The 16,297-nt window shown below is 61.4% G+C and carries 19 protein-coding genes; 7 read left to right on the plus strand and 12 right to left on the minus strand.

The annotated features are described in order from the left end of the window. Positions 1 to 51: 51 nt before the first annotated feature. Complete coding sequence (locus IFT66_RS09515; protein ID WP_062582616.1) at positions 52 to 441, minus strand: RidA family protein; 390 nt, start codon at positions 439 to 441, stop codon at positions 52 to 54. A gap of 180 nt (positions 442 to 621) precedes the next feature. On the opposite strand from IFT66_RS09515, the gene IFT66_RS09520 reads away from it, so the two are divergent. After that, positions 622 to 1,662, plus strand: coding sequence for a phytanoyl-CoA dioxygenase family protein (locus IFT66_RS09520; RefSeq protein ID WP_192077461.1), 1,041 nt, complete (start codon positions 622 to 624; stop codon positions 1,660 to 1,662). 42 nt (positions 1,663 to 1,704) lie between these two features. On the opposite strand, the gene IFT66_RS09525 is transcribed toward IFT66_RS09520, so the two are convergent. From IFT66_RS09525 to galE, 5 genes are all read right to left on the minus strand, one after another. Next, positions 1,705 to 2,328 carry an alpha/beta hydrolase gene (locus IFT66_RS09525; RefSeq protein WP_192077462.1) on the minus strand — a complete coding sequence of 208 codons (624 nt, stop codon included), beginning with the start codon at positions 2,326 to 2,328 and terminating at the stop codon, positions 1,705 to 1,707. 11 nt (positions 2,329 to 2,339) lie between these two features. Further along, positions 2,340 to 3,269, minus strand: coding sequence for a VOC family protein (locus tag IFT66_RS09530; protein ID WP_192077463.1), 930 nt, complete (start codon positions 3,267 to 3,269; stop codon positions 2,340 to 2,342). 143 nt (positions 3,270 to 3,412) lie between these two features. Then, the gene (ung, locus tag IFT66_RS09535; RefSeq protein WP_192077464.1) at positions 3,413 to 4,105 is read right to left on the minus strand and encodes a uracil-DNA glycosylase; all 693 of its coding nucleotides are present in this window, start codon (positions 4,103 to 4,105) and stop codon (positions 3,413 to 3,415) included. 11 nt (positions 4,106 to 4,116) lie between these two features. Next, complete coding sequence (locus IFT66_RS09540; RefSeq protein WP_192077465.1) at positions 4,117 to 4,512, minus strand: VOC family protein; 396 nt, start codon at positions 4,510 to 4,512, stop codon at positions 4,117 to 4,119. A gap of 11 nt (positions 4,513 to 4,523) precedes the next feature. Continuing rightward, positions 4,524 to 5,513 carry a UDP-glucose 4-epimerase GalE gene (galE, locus tag IFT66_RS09545; protein ID WP_192077466.1) on the minus strand — a complete coding sequence of 330 codons (990 nt, stop codon included), beginning with the start codon at positions 5,511 to 5,513 and terminating at the stop codon, positions 4,524 to 4,526. Between the two features lie 193 nt (positions 5,514 to 5,706). Here galE and IFT66_RS09550 point away from each other — a divergent pair, with 193 nt between their 5' ends. Next, complete coding sequence (locus IFT66_RS09550; protein WP_062582604.1) at positions 5,707 to 6,063, plus strand: YbaN family protein; 357 nt, start codon at positions 5,707 to 5,709, stop codon at positions 6,061 to 6,063. A 1-nt stretch (position 6,064) separates the two neighbouring features. On the opposite strand, the gene IFT66_RS09555 is transcribed toward IFT66_RS09550, so the two are convergent. Genes IFT66_RS09555 through IFT66_RS09565 form a run of 3 tightly spaced genes read right to left on the minus strand, consistent with a single transcriptional unit; the run spans position 6,065 to position 8,843 of the window. Continuing rightward, positions 6,065 to 6,847, minus strand: coding sequence for a heme ABC transporter ATP-binding protein (locus IFT66_RS09555; protein WP_192077467.1), 783 nt, complete (start codon positions 6,845 to 6,847; stop codon positions 6,065 to 6,067). An 8-nt stretch (positions 6,848 to 6,855) separates the two neighbouring features. Continuing rightward, on the minus strand, positions 6,856 to 7,944 hold the full coding sequence (locus IFT66_RS09560) for a FecCD family ABC transporter permease (protein WP_192077468.1): 1,089 nt from the start codon (positions 7,942 to 7,944) through the stop codon (positions 6,856 to 6,858). Beyond that, the gene (locus tag IFT66_RS09565) at positions 7,944 to 8,843 is read right to left on the minus strand and encodes a heme/hemin ABC transporter substrate-binding protein (RefSeq protein ID WP_192077469.1); all 900 of its coding nucleotides are present in this window, start codon (positions 8,841 to 8,843) and stop codon (positions 7,944 to 7,946) included. The genes IFT66_RS09560 and IFT66_RS09565 overlap by 1 nt, the downstream gene beginning before the upstream one ends. 161 nt (positions 8,844 to 9,004) lie before the next feature. Between IFT66_RS09565 and IFT66_RS09570 the strand changes: the two genes are divergently transcribed. Then, complete coding sequence (locus IFT66_RS09570; RefSeq protein ID WP_062582599.1) at positions 9,005 to 9,352, plus strand: antibiotic biosynthesis monooxygenase family protein; 348 nt, start codon at positions 9,005 to 9,007, stop codon at positions 9,350 to 9,352. Between the two features lie 8 nt (positions 9,353 to 9,360). After that, a complete protein-coding gene (gene hutX / locus IFT66_RS09575; RefSeq protein ID WP_062582596.1) occupies positions 9,361 to 9,885 on the plus strand; it encodes a heme utilization cystosolic carrier protein HutX in 525 nt (174 codons plus the stop codon). 78 nt (positions 9,886 to 9,963) lie between these two features. On the opposite strand, the gene IFT66_RS09580 is transcribed toward hutX, so the two are convergent. Next, positions 9,964 to 10,206: a hypothetical protein gene (locus IFT66_RS09580; RefSeq protein WP_062455136.1), complete on the minus strand. Its 243-nt coding sequence runs from the start codon at positions 10,204 to 10,206 to the stop codon at positions 9,964 to 9,966. 245 nt (positions 10,207 to 10,451) lie between these two features. On the opposite strand from IFT66_RS09580, the gene IFT66_RS09585 reads away from it, so the two are divergent. The 3 genes from IFT66_RS09585 to IFT66_RS09595 all read left to right on the plus strand — a co-directional run bounded on the left by IFT66_RS09585 (position 10,452) and on the right by IFT66_RS09595 (position 11,611). Beyond that, positions 10,452 to 10,742: a hypothetical protein gene (locus tag IFT66_RS09585; protein WP_062455134.1), complete on the plus strand. Its 291-nt coding sequence runs from the start codon at positions 10,452 to 10,454 to the stop codon at positions 10,740 to 10,742. A 128-nt stretch (positions 10,743 to 10,870) separates the two neighbouring features. After that, positions 10,871 to 11,263, plus strand: a complete 393-nt coding sequence (locus tag IFT66_RS09590) for a DUF983 domain-containing protein (RefSeq protein WP_062455132.1) — start codon at positions 10,871 to 10,873, stop codon at positions 11,261 to 11,263. A gap of 99 nt (positions 11,264 to 11,362) precedes the next feature. Continuing rightward, on the plus strand, positions 11,363 to 11,611 hold the full coding sequence (locus tag IFT66_RS09595) for a hypothetical protein (RefSeq protein WP_139283784.1): 249 nt from the start codon (positions 11,363 to 11,365) through the stop codon (positions 11,609 to 11,611). Between the two features lie 329 nt (positions 11,612 to 11,940). Here the strand turns inward: IFT66_RS09595 and treY are convergent, their stop codons facing one another. Together treY and treZ are read right to left on the minus strand one after the other, a co-directional pair. Further along, positions 11,941 to 14,478: a malto-oligosyltrehalose synthase gene (gene treY, locus IFT66_RS09600; protein WP_192077470.1), complete on the minus strand. Its 2,538-nt coding sequence runs from the start codon at positions 14,476 to 14,478 to the stop codon at positions 11,941 to 11,943. Beyond that, on the minus strand, positions 14,475 to 16,286 hold the full coding sequence (gene treZ / locus IFT66_RS09605; RefSeq protein WP_192077471.1) for a malto-oligosyltrehalose trehalohydrolase: 1,812 nt from the start codon (positions 16,284 to 16,286) through the stop codon (positions 14,475 to 14,477). The genes treY and treZ overlap by 4 nt, the downstream gene beginning before the upstream one ends. Positions 16,287 to 16,297: the final 11 nt, after the last annotated feature.

The following is a 16,297-nucleotide window of genomic DNA, read 5'->3' on the forward strand; positions in this document are numbered from 1 at the left end:
AAGATTATTACCATTTGATCCTGATAGTATCGTGGCAAAGCGAGATCCGCCCTAAAATACCTTTGCAGCCGTCACCTCGACCTCGACCAGAAATTCCGCGCGGGTGAATCCGCCGACGATGATCAGCGTCGAGACTGGCTTTGGGTCGAGCGTGAAACGATCGCGCACCGCCATGTAGGCCTGGAAGTCCTCGCGCCTCGTCACGAAGCCGGAAATGCGGATGACGTCGGCATAGGTCATCTTGGCCTCGTCAAGGATCGCCCCAATCGCCTTAAAGCAGAGTTCTGCCTGGGCGGTAACATCGGCCGGGATCGCATCGTCAAGGCCAATGCCGAGCTGGCCCGAGGTGACCAGCAGACTGGCGCCTGGCGGCACGAGCAGACCGTGATTGTAGGCGCCGAACGGCTGACGGACGGATGGCGGATTGAATGTCGTCTTCATCGAGGAGTGCTACTCTCTTCAAAGCATGGCAATGGCGCACTAGACCTCTCAACGGCCGACGCTGCAAGCCAACCCTCCCCTGAAAACGAGCCTGGGACGGGGCAAAGAGCAGGCGACCTGATCCCTTGCGGCCTCAATGCCTGATGGTATGATCGCAGCGACGAAGATACGGGGTTGGGGATGGCGCAGCAAACAATTCAATGGTGGCGCTATCCGCGGCTGGCGCTTGGCATTCTTGGCAGCGACAAGTCGTTTCGCAAAAACCCGCTGATCGGCCATCCGCACCTGAACGAGCTCGGCCTGCATCGGGAGCGGGTGCGGATAGCCGCTCGGATGGCAGACTACCGTCGCCGCATCCTGGGGTCACAGGTCAGACCGGAGGAACGCAGCGCGTTTGATCGCGACGGGTTCGTGATCCGGCAAAACGCATTGCCGCAGGACGTCTTCCTGCGCATCCGCGATTTCCTCAAGAGCGAGCCTCTGCCGGCACGCGAGATGCGGCAGGGACAGGCGGTGACGCGGATGATTCCGATCGGCCCGACAGCGCTGAAGCGCCTGCCGGATCTGGCTCGCTTCAGCCACAACGAGTCGATCGCCGGCCTCCTGCGCTATGTCGGCGGTGCCGGCGGCGATCCGATCCACTTCATCCAGACGGTGATTGCCGAACCGGCGCTGGCCAAGGCCGATCCGCAGACCGCACTGCACGCGGACACGTTTCACTCGACCTCCAAGGCCTGGCTGTTTCTCGATGATGTGGAGGCGGACAACGGTCCGTTCGTATTCGTGCCGGGCAGCCACAAGCTGACGGAAAAGCGGATCGAATGGGAATATCGGCAAAGCCTGATCGCCAGTACGGACAACCGCGCCCATCACGCGGACGGATCATTCCGCATCACGCCGGAAGAGCTGACCACGCTTGGTGATTTCGAGCCGAAGAAGGTGACGGTGCCGGCCAATACGCTTGTCGTTGCCGATACCTATGCGTTCCATTCGCGCGCGGTCAGCTTCAAGCACACGATGCGGGTGGAACTGCATGCCTATCACCGCACCAATCCGTTCTCACCGCTGCCCTTCTCACCGCTGAGCCTGGTTCCCGGCCTGCACGACCGGCGCCTCGATCTCTATCTGGGCCATTCCGACCGCAAGGCAAAGCGCGCCGGCAGAAGGCCGACATGGCAGGATGTCGGAGAGTGCACGGCCTATTCCGAGCCGCATATCTGACAGATCGCCGAGCCGGCGGATATGCGGGCTCGGCTGATCTGTTTACTCGCTACGGGCGCCGTAGGGCGCCAGGAACGTCTTGATCGCTTCGATCTCGTTCGGGCGAATCTCGTGGCCGCTGGCATGCCATTTTAGCGTCACCTCGTCACCGGCCGCGCGGAGATAGTCGGCAAGTGCCTGCGTCTGCGGAACCGGGCAGATCGGATCCCGCTCGCCGGCGGTGATCAGCGCATGCGCCTTTTCGCCCGTCGTCCGCTTAGGCGGGGTGAACGGGATGAGCGGATGCATCAGCACGCCCGCCTCGAACAGGCCGGGCCTTTCGATCATCACATTGGCGAGAATGTTGGCGCCGTTCGAAAACCCGAGGCCAAGCACGGTCGAGGATTCGTAGCGGTCGCGATTGGCCTCCACGAACTCCGACATCCGCTTGGTTGCACGGGCGAGGTCATCGAGATCGTAGACCCCTTCTGCCTTGCGTCGGAAAAAGCGCGCAGCCCCATGCTCGGCGACGTCGCCGCGCGGAGAGACGATCGTAGCACCCGGCACGAGCCGGCTCGCGAAATCGAAGAACTGGTTCTCGTCGCCGCCGGTGCCATGAAAGGTGAACAGGATCGGCGCACCGGGAGCACCGGGCCGCGCCCGGTGCTCATAACTGTCGAAACTCATCGTATCTCTCCTTAAGCCAGCGGCTCCAGATGCCCTTCGAGCACTGAGCGCATATGCTCGTGCTGGGTCGGCAGCTTCAGGGCCTCGCCCAGATGCGCGGTATCTTCGTCGCGATCGAAACCGGGTTCATTGGTCGCGATCTCAAACAGCACGCCACCGGGGGTGCGGAAGTAGATGGCCCAGAAGTAATCGCGGTCGATCACCGGCGTGACCTGGTAACCCGTATCCATCAGCGCCTTGCGGACTTCGAGCTGCTTTTCACGGTTTTCGACCGCAAAGGCCAGATGGTGCACGGAGCCAGCCCCGAGACGGGCGCCTGCAATGTTCGGCATTGTCTCGACGTCGATGAAGTCGGCGCCGTTGCCGCCGGGCATGCCGAAGCGGGTGACACCGTCTCTCGCATCAACCTGTTCATAGCCCATGAACTTCAAAAGCTCGGCATTGGCACCGTCGTCGCGCAGTCGGAGCGAAGCAGAGTGAAAGCCGCGGATCGCCTCGTCGGCACCGACGCCGTTGCCCGTCCACTGGGCGCGGTCGTCATCCTTGACTTCGACCAGTGCGAAACCGTCGCCGTCTGGACCTGCAAACTGCAGGCGCTTTTCGCCAAAGGCTTCGTCGGCCTTCAAACCATCGGCACCGGCTTTGGTCAGACGATCCGTCCAGTAGCCGAGCGAGCCCTGCGGTACAGAGAATACGGTCGTGCCCACTTCGCCTGAGCCGGGGCGGCCCCTGGCGATATGCGGGAACGGGAAATAGGTCATGACCGAGCCGGGCGTGCCGATTTCGTCGCCGTAATAGAGATGATAGACGTCAGGCGCATCGAAGTTGACGGTCTTCTTGACCCGGCGCAGGCCGAGCGTATCGGTGAAGAACCGGTTGTTGGTGGACGCGCTGGCCGCCATCGACGTGACGTGGTGGAGGCCCTTGATCTGGGTAATCATGTCAAACCCCTTTTCAATTTGTCGGCTCGGGAGCGAGCCGTTGTCTGGGGTGATAATTGGTGATCGGATGCGAATTGGATAGAGGATCACATCCGAACGGATTGTTCATTTTTCGTTGACGAGGTTGCCTAAGCGTTCACCACTCAGACGGTTTCCGGCAGCTGCCAGTCGACAGGATCCTTGCCGATGGAATGCAGATACTCATTCGCCTTGGAAAACGGCTTGGAGCCCAGAAACCCGTTATGGGCCGAGAGCGGCGACGGGTGGGCGGACTTGATGACGAGATGCCGTTCCTCATCGACAAAGGCCGCCTTCTTCTGGGCATAGGCTCCCCAGAGAATGAAGACGACGCCGTCGCATTCCTCGTTGACGGTGCGGATGACCGCATCGGTAAAGCGCTCCCAGCCCTTGCCCTGATGCGCGGCGGCCTTGCCCTCTTCCACGGTCAGCACGCTGTTCAAAAGCAGCACGCCCTGTTCGGCCCAGTGTTCGAGAAAACCGTGCTTTGCCGGCGCGATGCCGAGATCCGCTTCCATTTCCTTGTAGATGTTGACGAGTGACGGCGGGATACGAACACCGGGCCGGACGGAGAAGCACAGGCCATGTGCCTGTCCTTCGCCGTGATACGGGTCCTGTCCGAGGATCACCACCTTCACCTCATCGAGCGGCGTCAGGTCAAGTGCGCGAAAATACTCCGAACCCTTTGGAAAGATGAGCTTTCCCGCCTTCTTCTCGGACACAAGGAAGCTCTTGAGATCGGCCATATAAGGATCCTCGAACTCTGTTTCGAGCGCGAATTTCCAGGTTTCCTCGAGCTTGATATCGCCGTCCGCCATACAGGTGTCCTTTAGGTGAAACGTCCGCCGCGCTGGATGACTTCGGTCCTGTAGCCATCCGGATCGGTGACGAAGAAGAATTTTGCAAACGGCCGGCCTTCATGCGGCATGTCCGCAAGCTTGCCCACCGTCAGGCCCAGTTCGGAGAAGCGCTTGTGTTCCGCCTCGACTTCCTCGACCGTCACCGCCAGATGGCCGTAACCGTCTCCAAGGTTGTAGGGTTCAGAACGATTGCCGTTGACCGTCAGTTCCAGTTCGAAACCGGTTTCGAGATTGGAGAGGTAGATCAGCGTGAACCCGTCGAACGGCCTGCGATCGGCGACCTTCAGGCCGAACGCCTTGTCGTAGAACTCGACGGACCGCGCTTCGTCGAGCACGCGGATCATCGAATGCACCATCTTTGCCATCGGAGCGCTCCTTAACGAAGGATGTGGTTGGACTTGGAATGCCAGTCCCAGGCTGAGCGGATGATGTCTTGCAGGGAATATTGGGGCTCCCAGCCGAGCACGGCCTTGGCCTTGTCGTTGTTGGCGACGAGCGAGGTGGAATCGCCTTCGCGGCGCCCGACATATTCGACCGGGAACGGCTTGCCCGACACGTCGGAAATGGCGTCCAGCAGTTCCTTCACAGTGGTGCCGGTGCCGGTGCCAAGATTGAGCTCGACCGTATCGCCGCCCGCGAGCAGGTAATCGACGGCGCGGACATGCGCGTCGGCCAGATCGAGAACATGGATATAGTCGCGGACGCAGGTACCATCACGCGTGTCGTAATCGTCGCCGAACACCTTGAAGCCTTGGCGGCGGCCAAGCGCTGCCTCGATGGCAAGCGGGATCGCATGGGTCTCGGGCGTATGCCATTCGCCGATCCGGCCTTCGAAATCGGCACCGGCGGCGTTGAAATAGCGCAGCATGACCGATCTCAGGTCCTTGTAGGTGCCGTAGTCCTTCAGCGCCTGCTCGATGATGAATTTGGTGCGGCCGTAAGGGTTGATCGGCGCCTGCTTGTGCGTCTCGTCCATCGGCACCCGGTCTGGAAGACCGTAAGTTGCGCAGGTCGAGGAGAACACGAAGGCCTTCACGCCGGCGTCGATCGCGGCCGACAGAAGCGTCAGCGCACCGATGACATTGTTGTCGTAGAAGCCGACCGGGTTCTTGACGGATTCGCCGACTTCGATCAGCGCGGCGAAATGCAGGATGGCGTCCGGCTTGTGCTTGGCCAGCACTTCGTCGAGCCGTGCACGGTCGCGGATATCGCCCTGTTCGAGCTCGCCCCAACGCACGAATTCCGCATGACCGTTGGAAAGATTGTCGAAAACGACGGGCTCGTAACCCCGGTCCGCCAGCACGAGGCACGTATGGGACCCGATATACCCTGCCCCACCAACGACAAGCACCTTTTTTTTAGACATCATCGCTCCTGCTTCTTCGAAATCGGCGGCACTATACCGACAGGGTTTCAAATGGGAAGGGTAGAGGCCATATCAGGGGTCCCGCTCCCCATGGCAGAACACCAGACAGCATCCCCGTGCAGTTGATTCTTTACATGAAGACGGGCGCCGCGAACTTGTCTATCCTTGTCAGCAGATTCCCGTAGGTCCTTTGATGCGTTACATCTTTCTCAGTCTCGGCTGGCTGTTCGTGGGGCTTGGCGTGATCGGCGCCTTCCTGCCGATCCTGCCGACGACGCCATTCCTGCTGCTGGCCGTCGCCTGCTTTGCGCGCTCGTCGCCAAAGCTGGAAGCCTGGCTGATGGACCATGAGACGCTGGGCCCGCCGCTCAGGAACTGGCGCGAGCGCGGCGCTATTTCGCGAAGGGCAAAGGTCACGGCGATCTCGCTGATGGCCGTCAGCTATACCGGCTTCTGGTTCGGCTCGCACCCGGCAGCCTGGCTCGCCATTCTGGTTGCCGCGCTGATGATCGGCCCGGCCATCTTCATGCTGACGCGACCGGACGCCTGAGCTAGCGATGCCGCGACTGCGGCAGAACGTAAGGCACATGCGCTGCCGGCACGCGACCGACGGCACCGGCGATGCCATAGACGGAAGCAATCATCTCGTCGCTCACGGTGTCATGGCACGGACCTTCCGCCACCACGCAGCCGTGGTTCAAAACCACCAGATGGTCGGCAAATTCCGCAGCGAGGTTGAGGTCGTGCAGGATGGCGAGAACCATGCCGCCGGCAGCCGCGAAATCGCGGGCCGTTTCCAGCACCGAGATCTGGTGGCCGAGATCGAGGCTGGCGGTGGGCTCGTCGAGAAACAGCGCGCAAGGCACGCCGTCGACCACCGGCCTTGGCACCTGCGCCAGCGCGCGGGCAAACTGGACGCGCTGCTGCTCGCCGCCCGACATCGACGGATAGGGCCGGCTTTCGAAACCGCGCAGGCCCACCCGTGCCAGAGCCTTGCGCGCTTCTTCGTCCGGATTGAGCGACCCATGAGCGACCGCTCCCATGCGAGCGATCTCCAGCGCCGAGAAGGGAAAGGCCAGCTGCGTCGCCTGCGGTAGCACCGCTCGGCGCCTCGCCAGATCGGCCGGCTTGCAGGCCGCCACATCGGCACCGTAGTAGGAAACATGACCGCTATCCGGGACCATCTCACCGGACAGGACCTTCATCAGCGTCGATTTTCCGGCACCGTTCGGGCCAATCACCACGCTGAAACGGCCGGGCTCCAGCGTTAGGCTGACTTGATCGATCAGCTTGCGACCGGCGCGGCTGACGGTGACGTTTTCTGCCCTGATCATGTTCATCCTCATGGCAAATCTCGCATGCCGATGCCGTTGCGTCCGATCAGCAGGAACAGAAAGACCGGTGCACCGAACAGCGCGGTGATCACCCCGATCGGCAGTTCCGCAGGTGCTGCAACGGTGCGCGCCACCGCATCGGCGATCAGCAGAAGCGCGCCGCCGCCGAGCGCCGAGCCCGGCAGCAGAAACCGATGCGACGGCCCCATCGCAAGGCGCAGCAGATGCGGCACCACGATGCCGACGAAGCCGATCGAGCCGGCAACGGCAACCGTGGAGCCGCAGGCGGCAGCAACCGCGACGATGACGATCCGCTTCAGCCGCTGCACCGGCACGCCCATGTGGAAGGCCGCCGCATCGCCAAGGACCAGCGCATCGAGACCGCGTGCCACGAAGGGAATGATGGCCATGACGAAGACGATAAACGGAAGGATCGACAGCACCCGCCCGTAGGTGGCACCGCCGAGCGAACCGAGGCTCCAGAACGTGATGTCGCGCAACTGCCGGTCATCGGCCATGACGATCAGAAGGCCCATGAAGGCGCCCGACAGGGCACCGATCGCGATGCCGCAAAGGATCAGCGCCGTGGTCGAGGTTCGTCCGTCGCGGGTGGCGATGACATAGAGCATCCAGGTGTTGATCAGGCCGCCGAAGAAGGCCATCAGCGGCAGGAACTGGTTTCCGAGCAGCATCGAGACCGGGGCAAGCACCGTGCCGCCGAGTACGATCGCCAAGACCGCCGCAAGGCCTGCACCGGATGTGACGCCAACGATGCCGGGATCGGCAAGCGGATTGCGAAACAGGCCCTGCATCATCGCGCCCGATACGGCGAGCCCCGCGCCGACCAGAAGGCCGAGCGCCGTGCGCGGCAGGCGGACGGCTTCGAGGATGACCCGTTCCTGGGTGGTGAGGCTGTCGCCGTTGCCGGTCAGGTAGGTGAAGAGATCGCGAAGGCCGACGCCGGTCGGGCCAACGCCGAGCGACAGAAGGCAGGCGGCGATCAGGAGCACTACGAGAAGGACGATGACCAGCACGCCCTGCGACGTGCGATCGCCCTCGCCCGTGTTGCGAAACGGCATGGCCAGCGTCTTCATCATCAGTGCATCGCATCCGGATAGAGTTTTTCGGCAAGCGCCCGGCCGGCGTCAGGCGTGCGCGGACCAAAGCCCAAGAGCAGCAACCCGTCCATCGAGATCAGCGCCTTCGACGCAGCGGCCGGCGTCGTCTGCATCGACGGCAGCGCGAACATCTCATCCGGCGTGGTCGAATGGTCGCCCCGCGACATGGAGAGGATCACATCAGGAGCCGCGGCAATCACCGCCTCGTCGGACAGTGGCTTATAGCCCTTGATCGAGGGCGCGGCATTGACGCCACCTGCCATCTCGATGATCGCGCCGGCTTCCGTATCGGCACCCCCCGCCATCAGCCGCCCGTTGGCGACGGAGAGAACGAACAGCACCTTCTTCTTTTCGCCGGCAATCTTCACCACATCGGCAGCAAGCGCCTTCAGTCCGTCCTCGGTGTTTGCGGCAAGTACCCCCGCCTTGTCGGCAAGGCCGACGGCCGCACCGACGTCGCGGATCTTCTGGCCGATCTTTGCCGCATCCGGCGGTGTCGGGATCACCACGACAGGGATCTCGCTGGCCTTGAGGATTTCCAGCACCGGTGGCGGACCGGACCCCTCTTCCATCAGGATCAGATCAGGTTTCTGGCCGAGAATGCCTTCGGCAGAGAGTGCCCTGATATAGCCGACGTCAGGCTTGGAATTTGCGGCGGCAGGATAGGAACTGGTGGAATCTCGCGCTACAATACGGTCCTCGGCGCCCAGATCGTAGAGGATTTCGGTGATCGTGCCGCCGATCGAAACGATGCGTCGAGCATCCGGATTGCCCATGTCCGATGCCGTAGCACTGCCGAAAGCGACCGCAGAAGAGACGACGGCAAGCGCAATCAGATGTGCAAACCTTGGTGAGGAAGACCGGAGAGAGAAAACCATGAGACCCGCCCTTTTGATAACAGAGGGCAATCTCGGTTGCGATGCGATCCGCTCCAGCCGCCCTATAACTTGAGTTGACTAGACAAGTTTTTTCCGGTTTTCAAGACAGGCAACAAGAGATAACTTGAGTGCGAAGTGAAACTTATGTGAGGATTGATTCCATGTACATCGCCATGAACCGTTTCCGCGTCGTGCCGGGCTTCGAGCAAGCGTTTGAAGACATGTGGAAAAGCCGCCAGGGCCGGCTCGCAGAAGTGCCAGGCTATGTCGAGTTTCACATGCTGAAGGGACCGAAGGCCGACGATCATACGCTCTACGCCTCCCATACCATCTGGGAAACCGTCGAGCATTTCCAGGCCTGGACCAAGTCCGAACAGTTCCGCGCGGCCCATGCCAATGCCGGCCAGAACCGCGGCAAGGTGGAATACCTCTCCGGCCCTCAGTTCGAAGGTTTCGAAGTCATCATCAGTGAAGACAAGAACGGCGTCCGCGCCGCCGACGCAGCCTGAGGTCCGCAATGGACACCCACTCGGAGATCGCACCCGACCGCCGCGAACGCGCGCTCAAAGCCCTCTCAGAAAAGCCCGACGGCGTCGTTGAATCGATTGCAGCAGGCGCCGATGTGACGGCGGCAGAAATCCTGGCAGTCCTGCCGGAGGGGTCGGCCGTCATTGCCGGCAAGGAACGCTTCGACGAAATCTGGTCGGAGCTGACCACCTGGGGCGTCGTGCTGTTTCTCGTTCACACGGAGGACGTGGTGGCCGAGATCGACGGCATCCTTCCGGCCGGATCGGAAAGCCACGGCTGGTTCAACATCCACGGCGACAGCCCGATCGGTGGCCACATCCGCAAGGACAACTGCGCCTCTATCACCTTCGTCGACCGTGCGTTCCATGGTCGCCGTTCCTGCTCGGTCTGGTTCATGAACCAGAAGGGCGCCGCCATGTTCAAGGTTTTCGTCAAGCGCGACGCTGGCCGCGAACTGATGGCGGATCAGCTGGTGAAATTCGAGGCTTTGCGCGATCGTTACGCGAGCCTGTAAGTGATGTAGGTTCGGATTGGATAATTTCCGAACCTACACGATTTGCGCAGCAGCGCGGATCAGCGGACAACAGGCTCCTTAAAGAGCCGGCACCCATTTCCAGAACACGCCTTCCAATCTTTCCGGGTAATATTTGAACTCGCACTCAAGTTTTCGGCCGTAGGTTTCGGCCTGCGACAACGCCTCGGCACTGACAGGGCTCATGCCCGTGCCTGGCGCAAACCAGTCTTCCAGAAGATCTTCCGGCACATAGATGCCGGTCCTCAGAGGCAACGCCGTTAAGGCAGCATCGAGTTCTGCGGGTATCGTCCGTGGCGCCATTGTTTCATCCCTTCGATCGTTGATTGGAATCGAGCTCGATCTGTGAGCTTTCAGGAGGTTGTCCGTTTACAAGAATGCCCCACTGACACCGTTGCGTCGAGAAGAAATGGCGCCCGCGGTTCCCGCTCGCCCGCTGCCGACGGCATGAGCGCACAGGCAGAATGGTTCAATCTAGCCAAAAGCGCTCTGGACCCTAAGTTGGATAGAGGTGGGTGCAGCGTGTGCTAACCAATGAGGATAATGTCATGAAAATCGTCGCCTTCTCTGCCGGCCTTCTGGGACTTGCCCTGGCGCTCAGCAGTTGCACGACCGCCGGCGCCAGTGGTGGCGGATCTGACATTGCCCCGATCAAGGGGAGCATCACCTATGGCGGCCAGCCGCGTTCGAAGCTGACCAAATCCCCCATCGGCAGCACGTTTCCGCATGAGTTCATCGACCAGTTCGGCGACCGGGTGAGCGAGACCTATGTGATCGAGCCGGACCGCAGCCTGCGCATCATCGATCGGCACGTGATTTCAGAGTCTTTCTCCGACTAGAGGGCGCCCCGCGATCGACTTTCGTCGGGCGAGGCAGATTGACGCGCCTCACGCGCGCCTCTTGTGGGTTGCAGCCGTTGCACTTATTCCGTGTCGGGTAGATCGACATGGCATGATTGGGAGGCAACATGGCAGACGACGGGAACTGGGCGCCGCTTTCGCCTTACGCAACGGGCGTGCGAGGGCGCTGCCCGCGCTGCGGCCAGGGCCATCTCTTCAAGGGCTTTCTGACGATCAGGCCGCGATGCGAAGCGTGCGGGCTTGATTACGCCTTTGCGGATCCCGCAGACGGTCCGGCCTTCTTCGTGATCTGCTTTGCCTGCGTGCCCTCGGTGGCACTCGCAGTGTGGATCGAGACGGTGTTTTCGCCGCCGTTCTGGGTGCATCTTCTCATCTCTCTCCCCTTCCTGCTTCTGACCTGCATCCTGCCGTTGCGACCGCTGAAAGGCTGGCTTGTCGCCAGCCAATATATCTACCGGGCGCGGGAGGGCAGATTGCAAGGAAGCCCGAACGACGTCTGATTCTGGTGCGACCGGGTGGTCTCCGACTGCCGCTCGTCGCGCGAGTACCGGAACAATTTCCCGCGCCAACCATTCGACATGACAAGCAAGGAGCCTGTCATGCCGGAAATGCAAGAGACTGAGACGGAAGCACAGCGGCGGTCGCTGGCGCTTGAGGGCGCAATGCTGCTGATGATCGACGGCCTTGCCGCAAGAGGCACCATTTCGGTGGATGAGGCAGAAGACATGCTTCGCATCCTGTCCACAAGCTCCGACGGATCGGCCCTCCGAGCCAACAATTCCCTGCGCGTCGTCAACCAGCTGAAGCGGTTGCGCCGGGGCGATGGCAGTGCAGCACCCGGCGCCTGAGGCGGACTCACATCTGTCGACGCAGAGATCACGTTTTCAGGAACCTTTTTTACGCCTCACCGTTCACCTCCCAACAGCAAAAGGAGACACTATCATGAATAGCATCGTATGGTTGGTAGGCGCAGTCGTCATCGTAATCGCGGTTCTGAACCTCGTTGGATTTGCTTGATTTGATTGCCCTTTTCCACTGAACTTCACGTTCAGGTGGAGAAACAAAAAGGCGCCGGTTCTGATCGAACCCGCGCCTTTTTCGTATTGGTGACGTCCCGCCTGGGTGGGTTACTGCCCGCCGTCACTTCGGCGAGCAGTGTGATTAGATGAGGGCTCGCCTATTCGGCAGTCAGCAGTGCAAACGGATGATCGGCAAAGGCGAGGTTGACGGCGATGCTGTCCTTGGCCTCGACGTCCTTGCCGGTGGAGAGATCGCGGTAGCGACGGTTGGCGAGCTGTGTAGGCAGCTCCACTTCCGTCTCCGCCCAGCGCTCGCCCCGTGACGGATAGACGTCGCCGTTGAGCGCGCCGAAGACCAGCCGCGGTACGATCACGATCACGGCTTGATCGCCATCGGTGCGGGCGAAGGCCAGGATGTTTTCGGCCCGGTTTCCGGTCGCCTTGAGCGGCATGTAGTCGCCCTTGCGGAACAGGTCCGGCGCGTCGCGACGCTGGTGCAGCAGACGCTGGATCAGGTGCTGTTTCAGCCGTCCGCTCAACCATCCGTCCTCTGTCGAGGAGTCCGGATTGTCGTTCTCCGCAGGGAGGTCCTGCAGCATGGCGAAATCCGGTTCGCGACGGTTGTCGGGGTCGACAAGGCTGAAATCGAGGGCTTCACTGCCCTGATAGATGTCAGGCACGCCCGGTGCCGTCAGCTTGACGATCGTCTGGGTCAGGCTGTTGACCAGACCGGCCCGGATGAAGGGCTGGAGCGCCGAGGAGAAGTCCGCCAGGAATTCCTGGTTTTTCGGCGACAGCATGTAACGGGCGTAGTCGAGCACAGCTTTTTCGTACGCCTCGTTGCTGTCACCCCAGTTGGTGCGCAGCTTGGCTTCCTTGATCGACTTCTCGACATAGGCAAGGAAACGCTCCTCGAGTGCCTTGAGGCCGCTCTCGTCCTTCGGCTGCAGCATCGTCGGCCAGACGCCTGCGAGCGCCTGATAGAGCATCCATTCGACCGCAGGCTCCGGTGCCGGGCCATCATCCAGCGAGACGACCTTCGTCGCGTTCATCTTGCGCCAGCGGGCAACGCACTCCGCCCAGAGTTCGGGCGCCTCGGTCAGCACGTAGAGACGGGCACGGGCATCTTCGCCGCGCTTGGTGTCGTGCGTGGATGTCCCAGACAGCGCATCCGGCTGGCGCTCTAGCCGGGTCTCCATGTCATGATGGAATCGCTCGATCGAGAAATCGCGCGGCAGCGGTTCGGCACCGACTTCGTTGAGTGCAAGCGCCATATGCTGACGGAAGAACAGCGTGTCCTCGACGGACTTTGCCATCAGCGGGCCGGTCAGCTGCTGGAAGCGGGTGCGGAAATTCGCCGCATCATGAGAGGCCTTCTCGGAGACGTCGTTGCCGAGGATGCGGGTGATCAGATCGAGGCCTGCTTGATCCGGCGCATTCGGTCCCTGTTTGACCTTGTCGACGACGCTCTTCAGCATCTCGTGGCCCTCCGGCGGCAGACCTGCTTCCGTCCCATAGGTCCGGTAGACCGGGAATGCGACCAGCAGTTCTCGCAGTGCCGACCTCGTGGTTTTCTCGTCCACGCTGATGCCATCCGTGTTGGCGATCGCGACAGCAAGTTTCAGCAGCGTCGTGAACTCGCCCTCGAAGTTCTTGTCGGCCATCAGAAGCTTGGCAGCGCGCAGTTCGGCCGGCATGTCGACCGGCTTGCCGACGACGTCGTCATAGGCTTTGCGCAGACCGGCGATCTTTGCGCCGTCCACAAGAGCGTCGGACAGCGAGGCGATGAACTCGTAACCCGTCGTGCCTGAGATCGGCCAGTCACTCGGGATGTGCTCACCTTCGCCGAGGATCTTTTCAACGGTGATGTAGCAATCGGGACCAGCTTCCTGGCGCAGAAGCTCGATATAGGCCTTCGGATCGGCGAGACCGTCCACGTGGTCCACGCGCAGACCGTCGACGGCGCCGGAGTGAACCAGTTCGAGGATCAGGCGGTGGGTGTCGTCGAATACCTGTTTGTCTTCGACGCGGACGCCGGCAAGGCCGGTGATCTCGAAGAAGCGGCGGTAGGAGAGATCGCGCGGCGCTTCCCGCCACGACATCAGCCGGTACGGCTGGCGCTCGTGCAGTTCGACAAGTGATGCCTTGTCGGTGAGCTTGGTCACCTCGGTCTCGCGGCCCTGATAAGTTTCCGGCGCGAGCGGATAGTAGCTGTCGTAATAGGCAAAAGCCGGCTTGCCGGTCTTCGGGTCGGGCTTCACCGAGATATCGCCATTGGAAAGTGCGGTCTCGAACGAGTCGCCGAGGAAAGGCAGCGTCAGCGGGCGCGACCAGTTGATGTCGAAATGCTTTGCGAACCGACTGTTCTGGCCATTTTCAATAACATCGCGCCACCACGTGTTTTCAAGCGATGCGGCCATGTGGTTGGGCACGATATCGAGGATCAGGCCAAGACCTGCGTCCTTCAACGTTTTCACCATGCGATCGAAGCCTTCGCGACCACCGATCGAGGGTTCGATCTCGTTGGCGTCGGTCACGTCATAGCCATGGGTTGACTCCGACGTGGCCGTGAAGATCGGCGACGCGTAGAGGTGGCTGATGCCGAGCCGCTTCATGTAAGGCACGAGCTCGCTCGCGCTATCGAAAGTCATGCCGTTGCGGAACTGGATACGGTAGGTAGCTGTCGGGATGGTCACTTGATGTCTCCGGCGGGCGCGAGGCGGACTATGATAGAGTTCTGGGGCAGATCCGGCGTTTCGGACGGCCAGGCAAAGAGCGTCTCACCCGGCAGATCGGGAAGCGGCTGCGCCTTTTCGCCGATGTTGAGCGCGATCGACAACGTTCCTTTCGGGAAAGTCCAGCTAACGGCCAGGAAGCCCTCGCCGGTCTTCAGAACCTTGCCCGAGTTGCCGGTGGCCGTTGCAAGCATCGGCACGATGTGCTGCTGGCGAAGGGAAAGCAGTTCCTTCGTCAGCGCAAGCCACTCCTTGCCATCGCGGCTATCGTGCTTCTTCCAGTCGAGCTTGGAGGCGTCGAAGGTCGTCTTGGCATTCGGATCGGGGACGACATCGCCCTCGTGGCCGGCATGGCCCTGGAATTCCTTCGCGCGGCCCTCGCGCACGGCCTTGGCAAGGTCGCCGTGGAAATCGGTGAAGAAGAGGAACGGATTCGTCTCACCATATTCCTCGCCCATGAATAGAAGCGGAATATGCGGCGAGAACAGAAGCGAGGCGTAAAGGACCTTGGTGCGATCGGCACCGGCAAGCTCGATCAGACGTTCGCCCTCGGCGCGGTTGCCGACCTGGTCGTGGTTCTGGATGAAATCCACAAAAGCGACGGGCGGCTGGCCTGCGCTTTTCACGCCGCGCTTTTCGCCGGCATGCGGCGAGACTTCGCCCTGATAGGCAAACCCTTCGGCCAGAACCCGGGCGACGAGCTTTTCCGGCTGCTTGGCGAAATCCTCGTAATAGGCGTGCGTTTCGCCGGTCGCGAAAACATGGACGGCATTGTGAAAGTCGTCGTTCCACTCCGCGGTAAACAGAGGTGCGTTGCCGTCTTCGTCGCGCGGATGCAGGTCGATGATGTTGCGGGCGTCCTCGGTCGTCAGGTGGATCGGCCGGTCGGTAATCTCGGCGCGGATGCGCTCGGCGATCTCGTTCAACACGTGGCTGTCGGAAATATCCTCGATCTGGTCGATCGCATCGAAGCGAAGGCCGTCGAAATTGTATTCATGCAGCCAGTAGAGCGCGGCCTCAACGATGTAGCGGCGGGTCGCATCGACGTCATAGGCGATGGCCGCACCCCACGGTGTCTGACGCTCCTTGTGGAAGAAGTCGGGCGCCAGAAGCGGCAGATAATTGCCCTCGGGGCCGAAATGATTGAGCACGAGGTCAAGCACGATGGAGATGCCATGCGCGTGAGCGGCATCGACGAAGGCTTTGACATCATCTGGTGAGCCATAAGCGGCATGCGGCGCATAAAGAAGAACGCCGTCGTAACCCCAGCCACGGTTGCCGCCGAACTGCGCAATCGGCAGGATCTCGACCATGGTGATGCCGAGTTCGGCGAGATAGGGCAGCTTCTCAATCGCGGCGCGGAACGTGCCGTCAGGGGTGAAGGTGCCGACATGCATCTCGTAAACGACGGTTTCTTCCCAGGGGCGCCCAGTCCACTCCGGTGTCTGCCAGTCGTAGCTGGTCGGATCGATGACAAGCGAAGCGCCATTGACCTCGGACTTCTGGGCACGGGATGCAGGATCGGCGACAACGGTACCATTGGCCAGCACGTAGTTGTATTCCGCGCCTGGTTCGACGCCGGTTGCCAGGACCTCGAACCATCCGTCGTCGCTGCGGCTCATCTCGGCATCCTTGCCGTTGAGACGGAGCACGACCGTTTCCTGGCCCGGAGCCCAGAGACGGAACCTTACCTCGCCAGCAGCGACATATTCCGCTCCCCAGGTTTTCGGAAAGCTTCGGAGTTCGGCGACGGCATTGACGTCCGACATGGGGTCCCTTT

This window comes from Rhizobium sp. CFBP 13726 (assembly GCF_014841925.1).
Taxonomy (GTDB): domain Bacteria; phylum Pseudomonadota; class Alphaproteobacteria; order Rhizobiales; family Rhizobiaceae; genus Neorhizobium; species Neorhizobium soli.